Source organism: Ruegeria sp. CE8 (assembly GCF_056537465.1).
This window is the reverse complement of the sequence record NZ_JBQFRP010000003.1, coordinates 281,324-302,239: the sequence shown is the minus strand read 5'-3', so window position 1 is coordinate 302,239 and position 20,916 is coordinate 281,324. Positions and strand designations below refer to the sequence as shown.

Annotated in this window: 20 protein-coding genes; 9 read left to right on the top strand and 11 right to left on the bottom strand. The window is 58.8% G+C overall.

The genetic code is table 11. The annotated features are described in order from the left end of the window. Window positions 1-51 precede the first annotated feature (51 nt). From ACR0AA_RS07130 to ACR0AA_RS07105, 6 genes are all read left to right on the top strand, one after another. Window positions 52-1,716, top strand: a complete 1,665-nt coding sequence (locus tag ACR0AA_RS07130; RefSeq protein WP_480755735.1) for a nitrite/sulfite reductase — start codon at window positions 52-54, stop codon at window positions 1,714-1,716. Next, entirely contained in the window at window positions 1,706-2,467 is a 762-nt protein-coding gene (locus ACR0AA_RS07125; RefSeq protein WP_480661478.1) for a phosphoadenylyl-sulfate reductase, read from the top strand. The genes ACR0AA_RS07130 and ACR0AA_RS07125 overlap by 11 nt, the downstream gene beginning before the upstream one ends. Further along, the gene (locus ACR0AA_RS07120) at window positions 2,464-2,871 is read left to right on the top strand and encodes a DUF934 domain-containing protein (protein ID WP_480661477.1); all 408 of its coding nucleotides are present in this window, start codon (window positions 2,464-2,466) and stop codon (window positions 2,869-2,871) included. Before ACR0AA_RS07125 ends, ACR0AA_RS07120 begins: the two co-directional genes overlap by 4 nt. Before the next feature lie 108 nt (window positions 2,872-2,979). Further along, on the top strand, window positions 2,980-3,813 hold the full coding sequence (locus tag ACR0AA_RS07115; protein WP_480661476.1) for a ferredoxin--NADP reductase: 834 nt from the start codon (window positions 2,980-2,982) through the stop codon (window positions 3,811-3,813). 119 nt (window positions 3,814-3,932) lie between these two features. Further along, window positions 3,933-4,523: a translation initiation factor IF-3 gene (infC, locus tag ACR0AA_RS07110; protein ID WP_480661923.1), complete on the top strand. Its 591-nt coding sequence runs from the start codon at window positions 3,933-3,935 to the stop codon at window positions 4,521-4,523. A 234-nt stretch (window positions 4,524-4,757) separates the two neighbouring features. Further along, window positions 4,758-5,867 (top strand): aromatic ring-hydroxylating oxygenase subunit alpha, encoded by a 1,110-nt coding sequence (locus ACR0AA_RS07105; protein ID WP_480661475.1) that lies wholly within the window; start codon window positions 4,758-4,760, stop codon window positions 5,865-5,867. Between the two features lie 18 nt (window positions 5,868-5,885). Here ACR0AA_RS07105 and ACR0AA_RS07100 read toward each other — a convergent pair whose 3' ends face one another. After that, the gene (locus ACR0AA_RS07100) at window positions 5,886-7,208 is read right to left on the bottom strand and encodes an aspartate aminotransferase family protein (RefSeq protein WP_480755732.1); all 1,323 of its coding nucleotides are present in this window, start codon (window positions 7,206-7,208) and stop codon (window positions 5,886-5,888) included. Continuing rightward, window positions 7,205-7,984 (bottom strand): beta-keto acid cleavage family enzyme, encoded by a 780-nt coding sequence (locus tag ACR0AA_RS07095; protein ID WP_480661473.1) that lies wholly within the window; start codon window positions 7,982-7,984, stop codon window positions 7,205-7,207. Before ACR0AA_RS07095 ends, ACR0AA_RS07100 begins: the two co-directional genes overlap by 4 nt. Before the next feature lie 90 nt (window positions 7,985-8,074). Between ACR0AA_RS07095 and ACR0AA_RS07090 the strand changes: the two genes are divergently transcribed. After that, window positions 8,075-8,974, top strand: a complete 900-nt coding sequence (locus ACR0AA_RS07090) for a MurR/RpiR family transcriptional regulator (RefSeq protein ID WP_480661472.1) — start codon at window positions 8,075-8,077, stop codon at window positions 8,972-8,974. Between the two features lie 42 nt (window positions 8,975-9,016). Here the strand turns inward: ACR0AA_RS07090 and ACR0AA_RS07085 are convergent, their stop codons facing one another. The 5 genes from ACR0AA_RS07085 to ACR0AA_RS07065 all read right to left on the bottom strand — a co-directional run bounded on the left by ACR0AA_RS07085 (window position 9,017) and on the right by ACR0AA_RS07065 (window position 14,951). Then, a complete protein-coding gene (locus ACR0AA_RS07085) occupies window positions 9,017-9,808 on the bottom strand; it encodes an FAD binding domain-containing protein (RefSeq protein ID WP_480661471.1) in 792 nt (263 codons plus the stop codon). 94 nt (window positions 9,809-9,902) lie between these two features. Beyond that, window positions 9,903-12,263 (bottom strand): xanthine dehydrogenase family protein molybdopterin-binding subunit, encoded by a 2,361-nt coding sequence (locus ACR0AA_RS07080; RefSeq protein ID WP_480661470.1) that lies wholly within the window; start codon window positions 12,261-12,263, stop codon window positions 9,903-9,905. A gap of 80 nt (window positions 12,264-12,343) precedes the next feature. Continuing rightward, window positions 12,344-12,829, bottom strand: a complete 486-nt coding sequence (locus ACR0AA_RS07075) for a (2Fe-2S)-binding protein (protein ID WP_480661469.1) — start codon at window positions 12,827-12,829, stop codon at window positions 12,344-12,346. Between the two features lie 155 nt (window positions 12,830-12,984). Continuing rightward, window positions 12,985-13,986 carry a molybdopterin-binding protein gene (locus ACR0AA_RS07070; protein ID WP_480755728.1) on the bottom strand — a complete coding sequence of 334 codons (1,002 nt, stop codon included), beginning with the start codon at window positions 13,984-13,986 and terminating at the stop codon, window positions 12,985-12,987. Next, on the bottom strand, window positions 13,983-14,951 hold the full coding sequence (locus ACR0AA_RS07065) for an XdhC family protein (RefSeq protein ID WP_480755727.1): 969 nt from the start codon (window positions 14,949-14,951) through the stop codon (window positions 13,983-13,985). The genes ACR0AA_RS07070 and ACR0AA_RS07065 overlap by 4 nt, the downstream gene beginning before the upstream one ends. Before the next feature lie 245 nt (window positions 14,952-15,196). On the opposite strand from ACR0AA_RS07065, the gene ACR0AA_RS07060 reads away from it, so the two are divergent. After that, the gene (locus tag ACR0AA_RS07060) at window positions 15,197-15,697 is read left to right on the top strand and encodes a hypothetical protein (protein ID WP_480661466.1); all 501 of its coding nucleotides are present in this window, start codon (window positions 15,197-15,199) and stop codon (window positions 15,695-15,697) included. 3 nt (window positions 15,698-15,700) lie between these two features. Here the strand turns inward: ACR0AA_RS07060 and ACR0AA_RS07055 are convergent, their stop codons facing one another. From ACR0AA_RS07055 to ACR0AA_RS07045, 3 genes are read right to left on the bottom strand one after another with little or no spacing between them, the layout of a single operon-like run. Then, a complete protein-coding gene (locus ACR0AA_RS07055) occupies window positions 15,701-16,957 on the bottom strand; it encodes a vWA domain-containing protein (protein ID WP_480661465.1) in 1,257 nt (418 codons plus the stop codon). Then, window positions 16,950-17,504: a hypothetical protein gene (locus ACR0AA_RS07050; RefSeq protein ID WP_480661464.1), complete on the bottom strand. Its 555-nt coding sequence runs from the start codon at window positions 17,502-17,504 to the stop codon at window positions 16,950-16,952. Before ACR0AA_RS07050 ends, ACR0AA_RS07055 begins: the two co-directional genes overlap by 8 nt. Next, window positions 17,504-18,412, bottom strand: a complete 909-nt coding sequence (locus tag ACR0AA_RS07045) for an AAA family ATPase (RefSeq protein WP_480755725.1) — start codon at window positions 18,410-18,412, stop codon at window positions 17,504-17,506. The genes ACR0AA_RS07050 and ACR0AA_RS07045 overlap by 1 nt, the downstream gene beginning before the upstream one ends. 154 nt (window positions 18,413-18,566) lie before the next feature. Here ACR0AA_RS07045 and pyrC point away from each other — a divergent pair, with 154 nt between their 5' ends. After that, window positions 18,567-19,604, top strand: a complete 1,038-nt coding sequence (gene pyrC / locus ACR0AA_RS07040) for a dihydroorotase (protein ID WP_480755724.1) — start codon at window positions 18,567-18,569, stop codon at window positions 19,602-19,604. On the opposite strand, the gene ACR0AA_RS07035 is transcribed toward pyrC, so the two are convergent. Then, window positions 19,601-20,896, bottom strand: a complete 1,296-nt coding sequence (locus tag ACR0AA_RS07035) for an MmgE/PrpD family protein (RefSeq protein WP_480755723.1) — start codon at window positions 20,894-20,896, stop codon at window positions 19,601-19,603. The two genes, pyrC and ACR0AA_RS07035, sit on opposite strands and share 4 nt — an antisense overlap. Window positions 20,897-20,916 lie beyond the last annotated feature (20 nt).

The window sequence follows — 20,916 nt, the reverse complement described above, 5'->3', positions numbered from 1 at the left end:
TCCCCTTCTAAAGGCCCCAAGGTTCGGGGCTGCAACTAAGGACAGCTAGACATGTATCGCTACTCCGAGTTTGACAAAGATTTTCTGGCAGAGCGTAACGCGCAATTCCGTGCTCAGGTCGAGCGCCGCATTGACGGCTCGCTGACCGAGGATGAATTCAAACCCCTGCGTCTGATGAACGGCCTGTACCTGCAGCTGCACGCCTACATGCTGCGCGTGGCGATCCCATACGGCACGCTGAACAGCGGGCAGATGCGCCAACTGGCACTGCTGGCCGAGAAGTGGGACAAGGGCTACGGCCATTTCACCACCCGTCAGAACATCCAGTATAACTGGCCCAAGTTGAACGACGTTCCGGACATGCTGGACGCGCTGGCCGAGGTCGGCATGCACGCCATCCAGACCTCGGGCAACACCATCCGCAACGTGACCGCCGACCATTTCGCCGGTGCCGCGGCGGATGAAATTGCCGACCCGCGCCCCTATGCCGAACTGCTGCGCCAGTGGTCCACTGACCACCCGGAATTCCAGTTCATGCCGCGTAAGTTCAAGATCGCGATCACCGGCTCGGAAAACGACCGTGCCGTGATCAAGGCGCATGACATCGGCCTGCAACTGGTTGAACGCGACGGCGTCCTGGGTGCCCGCGTCATCGTTGGTGGTGGTCTTGGCCGTACCCCGATGATCGGCAAAGAGCTGTCCGAGTTCGTCGCCTTTGACGACCTGCTAGCATACCTCGAAGCCACCGTTTCCGTGTGGAACCAGATCGGTCGCCGCGACAACAAGTACAAGGCGCGCATCAAGATCACCGTGCACGAGCATGGCATCGACGCCATCCGTGCCAAGGTGAACGAGCGCTTCCTGAAGGTCCGCCCGCAGTTCAAAGGCGCCGACATGGCGCTGCTGAATGAGATTAAGGGCCACTTTGCGCCTCCGGCCTTCCGTGAAGGTTCGGTTGCGTCGTTCGAAAGCGCCTATACCAACGATCCGGCCTTCCGTTCGTGGGTCGACACCAACATCGCGCCGCACAAAAACGCGGACCACGCGATCGTCACGATCTCGATCAAGAAGCATGGTCAGACACCGGGTGATGCGACTGCCGAACAGATGCGCGTGATGGCCGACCTAGCCGAAGAGTTCGCCTATGACGAGCTGCGCATTAGCCATGAGCAGAACGTGATCCTGCCGCATGTCCACAAGTCGGACCTGCCGGCGATCCATGCGAAGCTGAAAGAATACGAACTGGCCACCGCCAATATCGGCCTGATCAGCGACATCATCGCCTGCCCCGGCATGGATTACTGTGCGCTGGCAACAGCCCGTTCGATCCCGGTTGCGCAAGAGATTGCGACCCGCTTCGACGAGCTGAAGCTCGAGCATGATATCGGCCACCTGAAGATCAAGATTTCGGGCTGCATTAACGCATGTGGTCACCACCACGTGGGTCACATCGGCATCCTGGGCCTGGATCGTGCAGGCGTCGAGAATTACCAGATCACGCTGGGTGGTGATGCGACCGAAACCGCGGCCGTTGGCGACCGCACCGGTCCGGGCTTTGCCTATGATGAGATCGTTCCGGCGGTCGAACGCATCGTCGATACCTATCTGGAACAGCGCGACAGCGCCGAGGAGACCTTTTTGCAGACCTATCGCCGCGTAGGCATGGCACCGTTCAAAGCGGCGCTTTACCCCGAGGCGCAGGCTAATGCCGCTTGACCTGATCCAGACGGAGCTGGGCCGGGATCGACGCGAACTGACCGAACAGGTCGACGCGCTGAATGCCCAGTTCCGCCACCACAGCGCCCATGACGTAATGCATGGCGCGCTGGAGGAGATCGAAGAGCTTGCTCTGGTCTCCAGTTTTGGTGCGGAATCGGTCGTGTTGCTGCATATGGCAGCGGTGGTCGACAAGATGACGCCAGTGCTGTTCGTGGACACTCAGATGCTGTTCACCGAAACGCTGGAATACCAGCAAGAGGTGAGCGAGCGTCTGGGCCTAAGAAACATTCACATCATCCGCGCCGAGGATGAGGATGTGGAACGCGATGACCCCTATGGTGCACTGCGCTTGGGCGACACGGATGCGTGCTGTAACCTGCGCAAGACCTTCCCGTTGCAAAAGGCACTGGCGGGATATGACGGCTGGATCACCGGTCGAAAACGGTTCCAGTCGGGCACACGTGCCGCGCTTGAGTTCTTCGAAGTCGAAGACGGCACCGGTCGGATCAAGGTCAACCCGCTGGCCCATTGGGCACCTGAAGACGTGCGCGCGTATATGGACGAAAACAACCTGCCCCGGCACCCGCTGGTGGCCAAAGGTTACCCCTCGATCGGCTGTGCCCCCTGCACCTCGCCGGTCAAAGAAGGCGAAGACCCCCGCGCCGGACGTTGGCGCGATCAGAACAAAGAAGAATGCGGTATTCATTTTGTCGACGGCAAGATGGTCCGCTCCGGAGAGAAAACATGAACGTAATCGTTACCGATGAGGGCTTTGCCCCCGACGACTGGACCGATGGCTTTGTCACGCTTGAGGACGCAGCGAATGACGTTGTTGCGCTGGATGTGGCATCGGACACGGACCCGGATGAACTGTTTGACCGGCTGGGCAGTGCCCAAATGGTGCGCGTGGACTTTCCGTCCTCAGCCGACGGGCGTGGTTTCACCATTGCGCGTGTGCTGCGCCTGAAAGGCTATACCGGTCGTTTGCGCGCCAGGGGCCATGTTCTGGCCGACCAATACGCCATGGCGCGTCGCAGCGGGTTCGACGAGGTCGAGATTGACAACACGCTGGCCGCCCGCCAGCCCGAGGATCAGTGGCTTGCCCGCTCAGACTGGCAGAACCATAACTATCAGGCCCGCCTGCGCGGCTGAATCCGCCAATCGCTAGCTTGTGAAAAGAAAGGGGCATTCAGCCCCTTTTCCTGACTTGGATCAAAGATTAAACGGAGATGTCGGTTTACCCCGCCGACAGTGATAACGATGACAGAGATGAAGCCCGTGACCGAAGCAACCGCCGTAAAGGCCCCCGTCTTGCCGGACGCCCAGACCGTAACAGACGTCAAACACTGGACCGACAGCCTGTTCTCTTTCAAGGTGTCGCGCCCTGCGTCCCTGCGGTTCCGTTCGGGTGAGTTCGTCATGATCGGCCTGCTGGGCGACAACGGCAAGCCGTTGCTGCGCGCCTATTCGATCGCGTCGCCGTCCTGGGACGAAGAGCTGGAGTTCTACTCGATCAAGGTGCAGGACGGCCCTCTGACATCCAAGCTGCAGCACATCAAGCCGGGCGACCAGATCATCCTGCGGCCCAAGCCAGTGGGCACGCTGGTCCACGACGCCCTGCTGCCCGGTAAGCGCCTGTGGTTCTTTGCCACCGGCACCGGTTTCGCTCCGTTCGCGTCGCTACTGCGCGAACCGCAGACCTATGAGGATTATGACGAGGTCATCATCACCCACACCTGCCGTGAAGTGGCCGAGTTGGAATATGGCCGCCAGTTGATCGACAGTATCCGTCAGGACGAGATGCTGGCCGAGTTGATGGGCGAAGGTTTTGCTGACAAGATCCGCTACTACCCGACCACAACGCGGGAAGAGAGCCCCAAAATGGGCCGCATCACCAACCTGTTGAAAGACGGCACCGTGTTTGCCGATCTGGGCATCGAAGGCGGCATCAAACCGGACACCGACCGGGCAATGGTCTGTGGTTCGTTGGCCTTCAACCTCGACATCAAAGAGATTCTGGAAGAGTTCGGTCTGCGCGAAGGCGCAAACTCCGAACCTAAGGAATTTGTCATCGAAAAAGCCTTTGTTGGTTAATCTAGCACACCGGTTCCGGGGCAATTTGCCCCGGAACACCTAAAGACCCCTGACAAAACCCGGATTTTTCACGTCACCCGTTGCTTATGCCGCTTGAAACGGCGTGCAGGCCGGTCTAAATTTCGGGCTCGAAATTCTGCAATCATCAAAGGAATGAACCCATAGCCCGCAGACCTCACAACGCGCCGCCGCAAAGAGATACTGGACCGCGCGTCAATGAAAGAATCCGTGCCCCCGAAATTCGCCTGATCGGCGCTGACGGTGATAACGTCGGGGTGGTTCATCCCGCCAAAGCCATGCAACTTGCGGCCGATGCAGGCCTAGACCTGGTCGAGATTTCGCCGAACGCGAACCCGCCGGTCTGCAAGATCATGGATTTCGGCAAGTTCAAGTACGAACAGCAGAAACGCGAAAGCGAAGCCCGTAAAAAACAAAAAGTCATCGAGGTGAAAGAGGTCAAGTTCCGGCCCAACACCGACACGCATGACTACGACGTCAAAATGAAGAACGTCGTGAAGTTTCTGGAAAAGGGTGACAAGGTCAAAGTTACCCTGCGCTTCCGTGGACGTGAAATGGCGCACCAGAACCTGGGTCGTGAGCTGTTGGAACGTGTAGCCGAAGACATCAAGGAAATCGGCAAGATCGAAAACATGCCGAAGATGGAAGGCCGTCAGATGATCATGATGATCGGCCCGCTTCCGCAGAAATAAGCCCTGCAAATACCTGATTTCGAACCCTGTCAGATACGCTCTGGCAGGGTTTTTTGTGCTCGCTTTGTGTAACTCAGCAAGTTTTCTCGACCGCTAAGCTCCACGACCCAAAGACAGAAACCGACACCATGTCGGAAACCGGCTCCCTGATTTCGACTTTGTCTTGGCGGAAAGGGATAAGACTCATCGCCCAAAGCGCCCGACACTTAACGGGAACGAGCTACGGAGACAGCGATGGGCGAGATGTCATTCTCAGGCGGCGTGTATCAATCGCTACCGTCCAATAGCTATTGCGATGAAACTGTTTTCATTCGAGAGCGCGCCCACATATTTCGTCGCAGTTGGCACCTGATCGGCCATTCGACCGATATCGCCAATTTCGGGGACTACGTCGTCGAAGAAATTGACGGGATATCAATCATCGTAATACGGGGTCAGGACGGTGAAATCCGGGCCTTCTATAATGTCTGCGTGCATCGTGGGCATGAATTACTGCAAGGCAGCGGCTGTACCAAAAAGATGACCTGCCCGTACCATGCCTGGACCTATGACACGACCGGTCAGTTGAGGGCAGCCCCAAACGCTGCATCGTTTCCGGGGTTTGAGAAAGAGAAATACAAACTGCGTTCGGTTCGGGTAGAACTGTTCTTTGGGCTCATTTTGGTGAACCTGGATGACAACGCCCAACCGCTGGCAAGCGTGGCAGAGGGCGCCCTGCCCGAAATCTCGGAATATGCGCCCAACCTGCCCCGCTACAGACGCGCGGACCGGACCGAGCGGCTGGCCCAGGCGAATTGGAAGGTGGTCGCCGAAAACTTCAATGAATGCTATCACTGCGCTGTCGTACACAAAACGTTGACCACAGGTGTCGTCGATCCGGATCAATACCGCACCCGAGGGTTCGAGTACGGAATTCGACACGCAAGCCCTGCCCGTCCGGATTCTCAGAAGTCGTACAGTTATGTTGCAGACCCCGAGGCGCGCACGGACAAATTTCTGACCTGGTGGTTTTTCCCATTGTTCGCCTTACAGGTGTATCCCGGCGGCATCGTGAACACTTACCGCTGGAAACCGTTAAGCGTGAACCGGACCAAAATCGAAGTCGACTGGTGGCTGCCTGAGTCTGAACCAAACGCCGTTGAGCGCGAAATCATTCACCAGCACCGAACCACTACGTTTGCCGAGGACGGCCCAATTGTAGACTCGGTCCAGCGCGGGCTTGAAACCGGTGCAATCGGGACTGGAGCGTTGGTTGTGGACGATGCGTGCTCGTCCCAGTCCGAACATCCGATCATGGCCTTCAATGCCCTGTATCAGAGGGCCATGGACATCCCAGCCCCCTGAATTGCGTCATCTGTCCGATTATGTCGGTACCGACGTTGAGATTGCTTTGCTCAGCTTGCTGACGAGCTCGTCGATCTGCCCGTCCTCGATGATGAATGGGGGCGCCAACAGGATGTGATCCCCAAGCCGTCCATCCCGCGTGCCGGACATGGGATAGCAGATCAGACCTTCGGCCAAGGCGGCCTTCTTGATCTTGCCCGCAACGCCGAGCGCTGGATCAAACGGCGTTTTTGACTCGCGATCAGACACCAATTCCAACCCGCGGAACAGGCCCCTGCCGCGAATATCTCCGACATTCGGGTGCTGGCCAAACTCGGCTTGCAGGGCTGCGTGCAGTTTCTCGCCCATCACTCCAGCGCGCGCGGGCAGGTCGCGCGCAGCCAACTCAGTAACAACGGCCAACGCCGCAGCAGTGGCGACCGGGTGCCCGATATAGGTGTGTCCGTGTTGAAAAAAGCCAGAGCCATCTCGGATTGCGTCGTAGATTTTCCCGGTGCACATCATCGCACCAATTGGTTGATACCCAGCGCCCAGCCCTTTGGCGATACACAGGATATCTGGCGCGACACCGTCATGGTCGCACGCAAACAGGTGTCCCGTCCGACCCATGCCACACATAACTTCATCAAGGATCAACAAGACCCCATACTGGTCGCAAATCTCACGAATCCGTTTGAAGTAACCATCAACCGCCGGCACAGCGCCAAGCGTTGCCCCAACAACCGGTTCGGCCATGAAGGCCATGACTGTTTCGGGGCCTAAACGAAGGATTTCCGCCTCAAGTTCATTGGCCACGCGCTGACCGTAATCAAAACTACTCTCGCCATCGGGCTTTTCGGCGTACTCGAAACACGGCGCGATATGCGTCATCTCGATCAGCATCGGAGCGAATTGGGCACGACGCCATTCGTTGCCCCCTGCGGACAAGGCTCCGAGAGTATTCCCGTGATAGCTCTGCCGCCGCGCAATCACCCGGCGCCGTTCTGGTTGCCCGATTTCCAAATAGTATTGCCGCGCTAGCTTCATGGCAGCCTCGGTCGCCTCGGACCCACCCGAAACGAAATAGACCCGGTCAAGGTCTCCCGGTGCATGTTCAATCAACAGATCGGCCAACGCTTCGGCCGGCTCAGATGTCATAAAGCCGGTGTGCGCAAAGGCGATCTTCTCAACCTGATCCTGCACGGCCTTTATCACGGCCGGATTCGAGTGCCCCAGACATGACACTGCGGCATCACCGCAGTCCAGATAACGCTGTCCTTGTGCATCAATCAGATAACATCCGTCTCCGCCAACCGCGACCGGCAAGTCCGATTTGGTGTGGCGTGGAAAAACGTGACTCATGCGATTACTCCCTTCAAAGCTGCGACAAGCGCCGCAACCGACACGGCGTTGGTGGCCCAATTGTTCCCATTGCTGTCGGTCATACTGTTTTCAAACCCGACCCGCAGGTCTCCGCCGCGCGTGGCGGCCAGTTGCAGACAGGCGTGTTCCTGCTTTCCGAACGCGCAAATCATCCAGCGCGACGTGTCCTGCGGAAACTGATCAAGATCTTCCGGCCTCGATTCCTGCCCGGACGTATACCGCCCCAGAACCAACAATCGATCCGTTTGCCCGCTCTGGACAATCCCGCTGGATTGCCATTGAGACAAAAGTCCGGCGTCCTCGGCGTCATAGAGAATGTGCTGAACGCGGGTTCCCTGTTCGGCGCACAAGCCGTAGACCTTGGCGGCAAATTCCGGTGCCCGCGCAACCTCTCGCACCGAGATCGAGGCCCACTGCGGTTGCACCTGCTGCAAGCAAGCCAATTGCGCCGAAACGTCAAAGATACTGGCGGCTTCGGTCGTGATCTGAATGTCCATATCGGGCACAACGCGGCGCAGCTCCGCCATCGTCTCAAGATAACGCCCTGAATCCAGCGAGTGCTGACCTTGCTGGTCTCGAACATGCAAATGGATGCCATGGGCGCCAGCGTCAAAGCAGCTTTGAGCCGTGTCCACGATTTCCTGAAGCGAAACCGGCAGTTTTGCGTGGTCCACGTGCCCTCGACGCGCACCATTCGGCGCTACCAGGATATAGGGTTTGGGCGTCGTTTGAGTTTGTGACGGGATTTCATACATCAGAGCAACCTTTGCAACCTGTACCCCAGTTATCGACCTTTCGTACGTTTTCAATTTGCATTCTATATAACATATGTTTTTCTTCTATCGATGACAGATACGTTGACCCAACTGGCCGATCACCTGCGGCAGACTATAGACGAATTACCACCGGCCTTGCAGGCCGCCGCGAAGTACATTCTCGACCACCCCGGAGATTTTGGGCTGGACCCAATCCGCGGGACAGCAGACAAAATCGGTGTCAGCTCGAATGTGTTGGTACGGCTGGCACACCATATGGGGTTTGATGGTTTCGATGCTTTTCGCGCTCCGTTTCGCGATGCTCTGGTTACCGACAAAGAGGAACACCTGGGGCAAAGTTGGCTGGCCGATATGCGAGGCGGAGACGCATTGGACCATGCACAGGCGAAATACGCCCAGAACGAACAGAACGTCGTCATGCGGTCGTTACGGCTGATGAAACCAGAAAGGGTCAGGCAAGCCTTAAATATCATTACATCTTCAAACAGGTGTTTTGTCACCGCGACGCGCGCAAGCTTTGCCTTGTCCTATTACTTTTCCTATGCCGGGCGAATGGCGCATCCGGGAATTCAGCTTGTGCCGCGCCACATGGGTGCCGCAACAGATGACTTGTTGGACGCCGATCAAGACGATTGCTTGATTGCGATTACTGTCCGCCCTTATTCGGCCGACACGATTCAATCCATGCGCATGGCACGGCGAAGGAACTTACCGATCATCCTTGTCTCGGACAGTGAGGTGATCGCGCCTGGGATCGAGCCAGATGTGGTGTTCCCCGTCAGCACCCGGTCTCTGCACCACTTTTCAAGCTATTCCGGCGCGATGGCGGTACTGGAATGCCTGTTGGGCCACTTGTTCAATGCTGGCGGAGACGCTGCGCGCGACCGTGTGGACAATTACCAAAAAGCCCGAGAAGACACTGGCGCTTACTGGCAGCCATCAAAGCCGCCCAGAATAAGGCGCAAATAAAAAAAGCCCCGGCGGTTGTTCCGGGGCTTTTGTGTTGGTGGCTTACATGCAGGCCTGAATGGCCCGCTTGGTCATGACGCTGACCAAGTGCGCGCGGTATTCTTTACTACCGTGCAGATCACCAATCATGTTCGCTGGGTTGATGTGCAAACCCGTCAACGAGTCAGGCCGAAACTCTTTGTTCAGCGCTTCTTCAGCCTCGGTCCAGCGGAACACGCCGTCTTCGCTGGCTCCGGTCACGGCGACACGGACGCCGTCGGCAAACCGCGCCAGATAGACGCCGACCAGCGCAAAACGCGAGGCCGGTTGCAGGAATTTCTGATAGCTGGCCGCCTGTGGCACCGGGAACCGGACTGAGGTGATGATCTCGCCTTCATCTAATGCGGTCGAGAACATCCCCTCAAAGAAGTCATCCGCTGCGATCTGGCGGGTGTTGGTGATAATCGCCGCGCCCGATCCCAAAGCGCCCGCCGGATAGCAGGCTGCCGGGTCGTTGTTGGCGATCGACCCACCAATGGTTCCGCGATTGCGCACTGCAGGGTCTCCGATCTGACCAGCCAGTGCCGCTAAAGCCGGATAGCTGCTGGCTGCCTCTGCCGCCACGGTCGCATGGCTCGTTGCGCCGCCGATTGACACAGATCCATCATCCTCGATGCAAACGCCCCGCATCTCGGGAATCCCACCAAGCGACACCAGCGTCGACGGCGCCGCCAGCCGTTGCTTCAGGGTCGGGATGAGTGTCTGACCTCCCCCCAGCGCCTGCGCATCCTCGCCTCCCAACGCCGAAACGGCGTCAGCAATGGTCGAGGGTTTCTCATACTCGAAATTGTACATTTCGTCTTCCTTTCCGAAAGGCGCGGATCCGCCCTTCATCTGGCTATAAATATCCCGGGGGTCCGGGGGCTGGCCCCCGGTCCGCCCTCTCAATTTAGCTGTTCATCGCCGCCCAGACGCGCGACGGGCTCATGGGCATGTCGATATGATCAACCGCCTTGCCACCCGAATTCAGCGCATCCAAAACCGCGTTTACCACCGCCGGAGGCGAACCGATCGCCCCAGCCTCGCCACAGCCCTTCACACCCAACGGATTGTGGGTACAGGGAGTCTGACTGGAATGATCGACACCATAGAACGGCACATCATCAGCACGCGGCATCGCGTAATCCATGAAAGACGCACTCAGCAGCTGACCATTCTCGTCATAGGCGCAGTTCTCCAGCAGCGCCTGGCCGATGCCCTGCCCGATACCGCCATGGACCTGACCGTCAACGATCATCGGATTGACGATGTTGCCAAAGTCATCGGCGGCAGTGAAGGCCTCGATGGTGACCTGCCCAGTCTCGGGATCGACCTCGACCTCACAGGCGTAGGCACCTGCCGGGAAGGTGAAGTTCGCCGGGTCGTAAAACGCGGTTTCCTCCAACCCTGGTTCGACTTCCAGCGGATAGTTGTGCGGCACATAGGCGGTCAGGGTCACGTCGCCCCAGGCCACCGATTTGTCCGTGCCCGCTACGCTGAACTGACCATCCTTGAGCTCAATATCCGCCTCGGCGGCCTCCAGCAGGTGGGCCGCGATCCGCTTGGCCTTCTCGATCACCTTCTCGGTCGCCTTGACCATGGCCGAGCCACAAACGGCCAGCGAGCGCGAGCCGTATGTGCCCATGCCAAACGGGATCTTCGAGGTGTCGCCATGCACAATTTCGACCATCGACTCGTCGATACCGATCATGTCCGCCACAACCTGCGGGAAGGCGGTTTCATGCCCCTGACCGTGGCTGTGCGCACCGACCATGACGCTGATCGACCCGGTGGCGTTCACCCGAACGGTCGCCGCATCGTAAAGGCCCGCGCGGGCCCCCAGCATGCCGACGATGTTCGAAGGTGCGATGCCGCAGGCCTCGATATAGCAGTTGACGCCCAGACCGCGCAGCTTGCCGTTGGCTTCGCTTTGCGCACGGCGTGCGGCAAAACCTGCCAAATCAGCCGCAGTCTCAAGCTTGTCCATCGTCCCGTTATAGTCGCCCGTGTCATAGGTCAGCGCCACCGGCGTGTCGTAGGGGAACTGAGTGACAAAGTTCTGACGACGCAGGGCAATCGGATCAACGCCCAGTTCGCGTGCGGCCTTGTCCACGACCCGCTCCAGCTGGAACGTCGCCTCGGGGCGGCCCGCGCCGCGATAAGCATCGACAGGCACCGTGTTGGTGAACATCGCTTTCACGTTCACCTGAATGACCGGCGTCTTGTAGTTGCCTGCCATCAGGGTGCCGTGCAACCAGGTCGGAACCGAGCTGGAGAAGGTCGACAGATACGCGCCCAGATTTGCATAGGTGTTGGTTCGCAGGCCGATGAAGTTGTTGTCCGCATCCAGCGCCAGCTCGATCTTACTGACATGGTCGCGTCCGTGGGCATCGGACATGAACGCCTCGGACCGGCTGGACGTCCACTTCACGGGGCGATTGCAGGCCTTGGCGGCAAAGGTGCAGAACGCCTCTTCGGCATAGTGGAAGATTTTGGTGCCAAAGCCGCCGCCCACATCCGGGGCCACCACGCGCACCTTGTGCTCGGGCAGACCCAGAACAAAGGCGCACATCAGCAAGCGGATCACGTGCGGATTCTGTGAAGTGGTAAACAGCGTGTACTCATCCGTGCCACGCTTGTACTCGCCCACCGCCACACGCGGTTCCATCGGGTTTGCGACCAGGCGGTTGTTCACAAGATCCAGAGTCGTTACGTGGGCTGCGTTGGCAAAGACCTCATCGACCTTGACGTCGTCAGTCTCACCCAGCTGCCAGTCATAGCAAATGTTGTTCTTCAGATCGTCATGAACTAGCGTCGCACCCTCTTGCGCGGCGGCCTTCATGTCGATCACGGCGGGCAGTTCCTCGATATCCACGTCAATGGCCTCGGCCGCGTCGCGGGCCTGCTCAAGGCTGTCGGCCACAACGGCTGCGATCGGGTCGCCAACATGGCGCACCTTGCCTTGTGCCAGAATGGGGTGCGGCGGCTCCTGCATCGGCGCGCCGTGTTTGTCGGTCACTTCCCAGCCGCAGGGCATCCCGCCCACGCCTTCGAAATCCTTGCCGGTGAAGACCTTGACCACGCCCGGCATATCCTCGGCTGCCGACGTGTCCACGGATTTGATCCGGCCATGCGCGATGTCGGACCGCAGGAAATGCACATAAGCCTGGCCATGTACGTTGATGTCGTCGGTGTAATTGCCCGCTCCGGTCAGAAAGCGCACGTCCTCGCGCCGCTTGGAACTGGCTCCGATGCCACTGTCTTTGGGCATTGCTTGTTCTCCTCCCATAAACGGATGCGTGTGCATCCTTTGTCATCCCACGGGCGTCTCCCCTGACGCCCGCAGCGGCATCATTCGGCAGCGATGCTGCCCACGTCCTGACCAGATGCGGCCATGATCGCCTTGACGATGTTGTGGTAGCCGGTGCAGCGGCACAGGTTGCCCTCGAGATACTTTCGGACCTCGGCCTCGGTCGGGCGCGGGTTCTCCTTCAGCAGTGCTGCCGCACTCATCACCATGCCGGGCGTGCAGAAACCGCATTGCAATCCGTGATGATCCTGAAATGCCTGTTGGATCACATTCAGAGAGCCATCCGCATTGGCCTGCCCTTCGATGGTGCCAACGTCGGCCCCATCCGCTTCAAGCGCCAGCATGTTGCAGGATTTGACCGCCTCGCCGTTCACGTGAACCACACACGCACCGCATTGCGCGGTATCGCAGCCAACATGAGTTCCAGTTAAATTGAGATGGTCGCGCAAAAAACCGGACAATAGCGTCCGGCCTTCCACTTCACCGCTCACGGTTTTACCGTTCACGGTCATAGAGACCTTGGTCATAAGATCCTCCCCTATTTTGGCTATTATCGCTAAAGCCGAGTTAAACACGGGAAAATTTGTTTGAGAACAAAAATATCTAGCGCCAATATCCGACGTTCGTAGGGGTCGCCATTACGATCCAAGGCGCCTAAGCACAAAAACAAATGACCTCAGAGTCAGCCTTTTCGCCCGGATCTTGGTTGTGGCCGCGTCGGGATTTCCTTGAGCAAACCGCCAACCCCCATTTCGGCGATGTCGGCACCGGTCGTCTCGATCCCGCAGGTGACACGCGACAGGACCCAATCCGCCCCGTTCAATGCCGGCGAGCGGGCGCACCCCGGTAAACCGATCACCGGCCGAGCACCATGCGAGCCCAGAAACAGCAGATTACCGGGATCGACCGGCATACCGAACCTGTCCACTTGCCCCCCAGCTGCCCGCACGGCCTCAGGCGCGACATCGAACACATCAGACGTCGCAGAACCGGTCAGGATCATCACGATGTCCCCGTCCGTATCCGAAACCGCATTCGACAGAGGCTCTGGTTTGTGTGGAACGATGCGCACATCGCACAGGTCCATTCCCAATGCCTCGACCCGACCGCGTATTGCGGCGATGCCTTTTTCGTTGGGCGGGCCACCCGGTATATCCGTGACGATCAGCCCCGCGGTTTTGTGGACCGGACGCACCAGAGTTACAGACGATCGGGCAAGGTTGGTTGCGGTCAGGACATCATCCCTTGGAACCGCGTAGGAAATCACCTTGATCGTGGCGACCATCCCGCCCGCGCCCATTTGCTGATATTGCGGCACTGTTGCGACTGTGATCATGGGATTGACGCGGTTGAATTCTCGTAACGCATCCACATTCAGCACGACCACGCCCGGCCCATCCGCCAACAGATTTACGCGGCCTGTAAACGGTTGCGTCACCCGTAAACCAGCAGCTTGAGGGTCAGGTGCCAGCGCGGCCGCCAGCATTTCGGCCGCCTCGTCTTCGTGGCAATCCCCGGGCTCCAACTGGGCAACCGTAACAGTGTCGTACCCTGCGACAACAAGCTGATCGCGATGCTCGACCGTCAGAACGAGGCCCTTGCGCAACTTGACATCCTGAACCTTGACGGAATGAGCCAGGATTGCGCCGGTGACATCGGCGACGGGAACGGGGCCGAACTTCATACCTTACCCCGCAACACGGCTGTCATTTGGGCAAGAATGGAGACCGCGATCTCAGATGGGTCGGCCGCACCGATATCCAAACCTATTGGTCCATGAATCTGCGATATCTGCTCATCCGAAAAGCCGGCATCTTTCATACGTGCCACGCGCTTGGCATGCGTTCGCGTGGACCCCAACGCACCGATGTAAAACACCCCGGCCTTAAGCGCAGATTCCAGGGCCGGATCATCCAGTTTGGGATCGTGTGTCAGCAGAACGACGGCAGTTCGTGAGTCCAAGCCCAACTTGGAGACGGCTTCGTCCGGCCAGTCTGTCAGGATGGTTTCACCCGGGAAACGGGCGTTCGAGGCAAAAGCATCGCGCGGGTCGATGATGGAAGGATCATATCCGGCGATCCGCGCCATCGGCACCAGCGCCTGAGCGATATGCACCGCACCAACAATAATCAGTCGTAGCGGGGGGTTATGGACCGCAACAAAAGTCTGACCGTCCTCTTCGAACCCGGACCGGTCCATACGCATTCGATCACGATACGCATTGCGGCGCAAAGCCCGCTGACCGGTCTCAATGTTCACTTCATAAGCGACGAGTTCCCGTCGGGCGCGAGCTTCGACCAGATCTCGCAGCATGGGTTCCGGCAGCACCGATCCAACGGGTTCGACAAGCACACGGATCGTACCGCCACAGGCCAGACCCACGGCGAACGCATCCTCGTCGCTGACACCGAACTCCAGCAGGCGTGCCTCGCCCTCGTCCATAGCCTCAAGCGCTTCGACAATGACCGCACCTTCGACACAGCCGCCGGACACCGACCCTTCGATCCGCCCGTCCCCGGCAATTACCAACTGCGCGCCAACACGGCGCGGCGCGCTGCCCCATGTCTCGACGACGGTGGCAAGAGCCGTCGGTTTGCCCTCACTGTACCAATTCAGGGCCGTCTCTGGGCTGTTGTCGAATCTGTCCATTGCACCCTCCCGGCGTGTTCTGATCCAACATAGGCAGGTTTGGCGCAATGAAAAGTAAGCCTAAAGGCGAATAAGGGGCTGATCGCGCCACGCCCCAGCTTTTTGATCCGGTATCGGCGTATACAAGCCCAGAAATGCCGCCGCAGCGCAAATCATTGATTGCACATGTTCCAGATTCTAGCCTACACGCGTGACTGCTGCATTCCAGTATGCGCATATAAATTTTTCACAACGGAGACAAAGAGTTGAAACGCATTATTACACTCGGAATGGCAATTGGCCTGCTTACTTCCACTGTTGCATCCGCCGACACGTTCCTGCGCTATGGCGAAGTTGAAGGCTGGAAAGTCTTCGTCGATCAGGACAAAAAAACCTGCCTGATCGAAGCCGTTGATGACGCGGAGAATGTTGTTCAGATGGGTCTGACCGAGGATCGCGGCGTTGGGTATGTCGGCGTTTTCACGAAAGAGAAAACTGACATCAAACGCGGTGAGAAAGAAGCCGTAGCGATCCTTCTGGGCGACAACATCTATGTCGGCGAAGCGACCGGCATGAAGGGTAATATCACCAAGGGCTACTCCGGAGGCTATGTACTGTCCGATGACCCTCAGTTCGCGGATGACATTGCCAAGCAAAAGGTCATGGTCGTGTTCCCTGAGAAAGAGTTCGCCTTCACCGTCGACCTGACCGGCACCTACAAGGCCATGGAATTGGCGCGTAAGTGCAACGAAGAACAACTGAGCTGACGCTCACTGGGAAAGCGCGATCATCAGCCGCGCTTTCTCACCCACGTCGTCTGGTTTCGAGATGACGTTGGCCAGATCTTCCAGCGACGCAATCGAGTGCCCTGCGCGGAAACTGTCCACATGGGGCAGCATGGTCGCGACGCCCCGAGCCTTTGGCGCAAATCCATCCCAGCGCAGCAACGGGTTCAGCCAGATCAGGCGACGCGCCGACAGGTGCAGTCGCTCCATCTCTTTCCCCAGTGCCTCGGGATCTCCGCGATCCAGTCCGTCCGAGATCAACAACGCCACCGCGCCCTGCCCCATGACACGACGCGACCAGTCGCGGTTGAACGCGTGCAGGCATTCGCCGATCCGCGTCCCGCCCTCCCAATCCTGTGCCTCGGCACCGGCTGCGGCCAAGGCAGCGTCGACATCGCGTTGCTGCAGGTGACGGGTGATATTGGTCAGGCGCGTGCCAAAGGTAAATGCGTGGACCTTGGCCCAACCGGCCCCTTTCGCATTCGAAACCGTGTGGAGAAAGTGCAGCACAATCCGGCTGTACTGGCTCATCGACCCCGAGATATCGCAGAGCACAACAAGATTGGGCCATCGGGGTCTGGGTTTGAGTCTGGCGATGTCACGCAATTCCCCCCCCTGACGCATCGCGGCGCGCAGGGTTCGCGCCCGGTCAATGCGGTGCCCCAGATGGCTTGCCTGACCGCGCCGGGATTCAATGGGTTGGACCGGCAGAGTAAGCCGCGACAACATCCGCTTGGCCTGCGCGATTTCAGCGGTGCTCATTTGTTCAAAGTCCAAACTGCGCAGACGTTCTTCGGAAGACACGGTCTGCGAGGTGTCAATCTCCAGTTCGGTCTCTTCCTCCTGCTCGGCCACTTCAGGCAGATCGCTTTCAACACCGTCCAGCAACGCCTCGGCTGCGCGTTTTTCAGCCGCATCCGCCTTGCGTTCTTCCTGCACGCCACGAATAGCAGGCAGCATCATGGACATCATATGCTCCAGATATCGGGGGTCACGCCAGTACAGGCGAAAGACCTGCGCGAACACAGTGCGATGCTCCGGTCGGTTCACGAAACACGCGTGCAGGGTCCAGTAGAAATCGCGTTTCTCAGTAAACCCCGCAGCCTGTACGGCGCGTATAGCATCGACAACTCGCCCCGTCCCGATGGGCAAACCGGCCTTCCGCAGTGCCCGTGCAAAATGGGTGATGTTCTGCGCCAGCTTGGGATTGTCAGGGATCTCGATCGGGAGTTGTTCAGCCACGTTTTGCTCCCTTCTTCAAAGCCTGGACAATGACGCCCGCCGCTTCTTTTGGGCTCAGCGAGCCGACCGGTATTTCAATCTGACCCTCAAGACGAAGCAAAGAGAGATCACGTCGGTACTTTTTCAAGATATCAGGATCCATTAGCTTACTCTGACCGCGCCGTTCGGGATCACAGAGACGCCGCAGATTTTCTTGCTCGCTTATCTGAAGCGTAAACGGCTGGATACGCCCGCCTCGGCGACGGGCGAAATCCAAAGTTGGAGCAATCAGCGCACGATCCGCCGGGCTCTCTTCAAGGGCATCGGTGAAGATCAGCGGCACGCTCGCAGCCAGCGTCATTGCTGCGTCATAGATCGAACTTCTCACGATGCGACGAAGCGCAGCATGTCTTGGATCCGATCGATCAAACAACGCGCTAGCTGGATTCAGCATCAGATGATTGTCGATCAAGCGCCCCCCAAGCATATCGGCCAGCGCCAAACCGATTGTCCGTTTTCCCGAACCCGGCCAACCAACGATGTGAATCGTTAGGGGCTCCTCAGGCATCAGGCTGGTTCCAGGGAAGCTTTGGCCTGATCCAATATGCGTTTCGCCTCGGACCCCTGCAGTTTTTGGATGTCGTCCTGATATTTCAGTATCGCACCCAGAGTGTCCCCGATCACCTCGGGACTGAGGTTGATCACATCCAGCGCAAGCAAGCATTTGGCCCAGTCTATGGTTTCGGCCACGCCGGGCTTTTTGAACAGATCCTCGGTTCGCAATTGCTGAACAAAGGCAACGACCTCGCGGCTAAGCGCTTCGGCGGCGTCGGGCGCGCAGGCGTGCAGGATTTCGATCTCGCGGTCGAAATCGGGATAGTCGACCCAATGGTACAGGCAACGCCGTTTCAACGCATCGTGCACCTCACGTGTACGGTTCGAGGTGACGATCACGATGGGTGGTTCCGGTGCTTTGACTGTCCCCAACTCGGGGATCGTCACCTGAAAATCGCTGAGCGCCTCAAGCAGGAACGCTTCAAACGGTTCATCTGTGCGATCAAGTTCGTCGATCAGCAGAACCGGCGCGCCGTTTTCGTCCGGGCGCATTGCCTGCAGCAAAGGGCGTTCGATCAGATATTCGTCAGAAAACAGTTCAGATTGCAGCGAACCACGATCCGCCCCACCCGAGGCCTCGGCAGTCCGGATCGCAACCATCTGGGCCGGAAAGTTCCATTCGTAAACTGCCGACGAAGCGTCGAGACCCTCGTAACACTGCAACCGGATCAAGCGCCGGTTCAGGCCGGCAGCGAGAGCCTTGGCGATCTCGGTCTTGCCCACTCCTGCCTCGCCTTCCAGAAACAAAGGCCGGCCCAGTTTCAGCGACAGAAACACCACAGTGGCCAGCGCCCGCCCGCAAACATAGCCCTGCCCGCCAAGCATGGATTGGACCGCGTCGATGGAATCTGGCTGTGTCATGTTCTGATCTCTCCCTTGCCACAACAGGTCACGACGACCCGCGCGCGTCAAGACCGTGGTCTTTCCGGGACTTACGACGATCGGACAAGTTGACAAGGGCTGCGACCGGATTGAAGGCCTTTCACCGCCGAGCCCACTGTGCTAGCGGAAGGCCATGACCGATACCCTCACGATCCGCCGCCCCGACGACTGGCATCTGCACCTGCGTGATGGCGCCATGCTGCAGGCCGTCCTACCCGAAACCGCGCGCCACTTTGGCCGCGCGATCATCATGCCGAACCTCGTTCCGCCTGTCGTGCGCGGAGATCAGGCCGCTGCCTATCGCGACCGCATCATGGCCGCCCTGCCTGACGACATGACCTTCGAGCCGCTGATGACGCTGTATCTGACCGAAGATACCGACGCCGAAGATGTCGCGGCAGCGCACGCCAGCGGTCTGGTCAAAGCGGTGAAACTCTATCCCGCCGGAGCAACGACAAACTCCGCCTCTGGCGTTCGTGATTTCGATAAGGTTCGCCCGGTGCTGGAAAAGATGGCCGAGATCGGCCTGCCAATGTGTGTGCATGGTGAAGTGACCGACGCCGAGATCGACATCTTCGACCGCGAAGCCGTGTTCATCGACCGGGTTCTGGACCCGATCCGCAAGGCGACACCGGGCCTGCGCGTGGTGATGGAGCACATCACGACCGCAAACGGCGTCGACTACGTCAAATCCAACGAAACCGATCTGGGTGCAACGATCACCGCGCATCACCTGATCATCAACCGGAACCACATCCTCGTGGGTGGTATCAAGCCGCACTACTACTGCCTGCCGGTTGCCAAGCGCGAAGAGCACCGTTTGGCCCTGCTGGCCGCGGCAACCTCAGGCGATGCGCGCTTTTTCCTGGGCACAGACAGTGCCCCGCATACCGACGCGAACAAGGAAATGGCCTGTGGGTGCGCCGGGTGTTTCACCGCGACCAACACGATGTCACTGGTGGCCGAGATGTTCGACCGCGCAGGCGCTTTGGAAAAGCTGGAAGGGTTTGTTTCGCTGAATGGGCCAGCATTCTATCGTCTGCCGGTGAATGAAGGCACCATCACCCTGACCAAAGGCGATCCGGTTGTATATCCGGATAAGATCGAATCTGGCGACGGGCCAGTGACCGTTTTCGATCCGGGTTTCCCGCTACACTGGCGCGTGGTCTAACCCGCCAGTAACGCAGCCAAATCGCGGGCGCGGCCACCGGTGCGAAGCATCGACCAGATCGCGTCCGCATCTTCCGCTCCGATCAGCTTGTTGGCTTTACCACGCACCCGGTCTTCGCGGTCGGAAAGTGTCATTGGGGCCAGAAGGTCGTGCATTGCCTCACGCCTTGCGCCGTCTCGGCGCAGAAGTGTCAAGTGCGCCTGCGTTTCGGATAATGTGTCATCCGCTTCGACTGTGACACGATCCCGCAAAGAAATCAGACGCGGATCGGCACAGGTCTTTTCCGAGTAGCTATCGGGCAACGCCGTGTCATACCCCAACGCCTGCATCGCAATGACCGTCCGGTAGGAAAACTTGGCACCCAATCCGGTTGTTGGCGACATCTGGTTGCAGACGGTCATCCACCTTGGGTGGGTCTTGATCTTGATCTCGGCCACTTCTGGTTCCGCGATATCCAGATCCCGCGCGGCCTCAAGCGCCGCGTGCAATCCATGGCAACAGGCATGGAACTTGTGACTGACGCTCTCGAACAACCATTCTTCGCCCAAGCCTTCCAGCGAAGCGGCAATGTCGGACTGCCCCTTGTGAGTCGCGCCGAACCCATAAGGCCCTTCAAGCGCCTCGGGATTCGGATCAAACCCGGCCGCTATCAACAAAGCGGCTTCAACACCCGCCGACGAGGCCAAGCCCGCGTTGTAAGGTTTGCCCATCGTGCCGAACTGCGCCTTGAGCCCGGCGGAACGGGTCGCCGTGAGCCCCAGAACCTTATGCATCCTACTGGCATCAAATCCCAGAATTCTCCCGGCCGCGACTGCAGCACCGAATGCTCCCGCGGTGGCCGTCTGATGAAATCCCGCCTGGTAGTGATCGCGCCCCAGCCAGAGCCCGATGCGGATGGACGTTTCCATACCGACCAGCGCCGCCTCAAGAAAATCGACCAGAATACGATCGTCCCATTCACTGGCGGCAAGTGCTGCCGGAAGAACGGCAACCGACGGGTGGCCGATATGCGCGAAATGCGTGTCGTCATAATCCAGCGCATGCGACACGGTTCCGTTCACCAGCGCCGCGCCGCGCAAAGGCGCTGCACCGCCTCCAAACAGTTGGGCCTGTTCGGTGCCGCCCTCGCCCAGCACCAGTTCACGCAGGGTGCGGGAAACCGGCTCGTCAACGCCAGCCCGGCCAACGGCAATCCAGTCAAGAACAGAAAGCGACGTGACGACCCGCGTCTGCAGATTCGTCGTTACCGGGGCGGCCGCAAAGGCCGCAAGCGATGCAGTGAAATCAGTCATAGGCGCAGTCTAACGCCCGA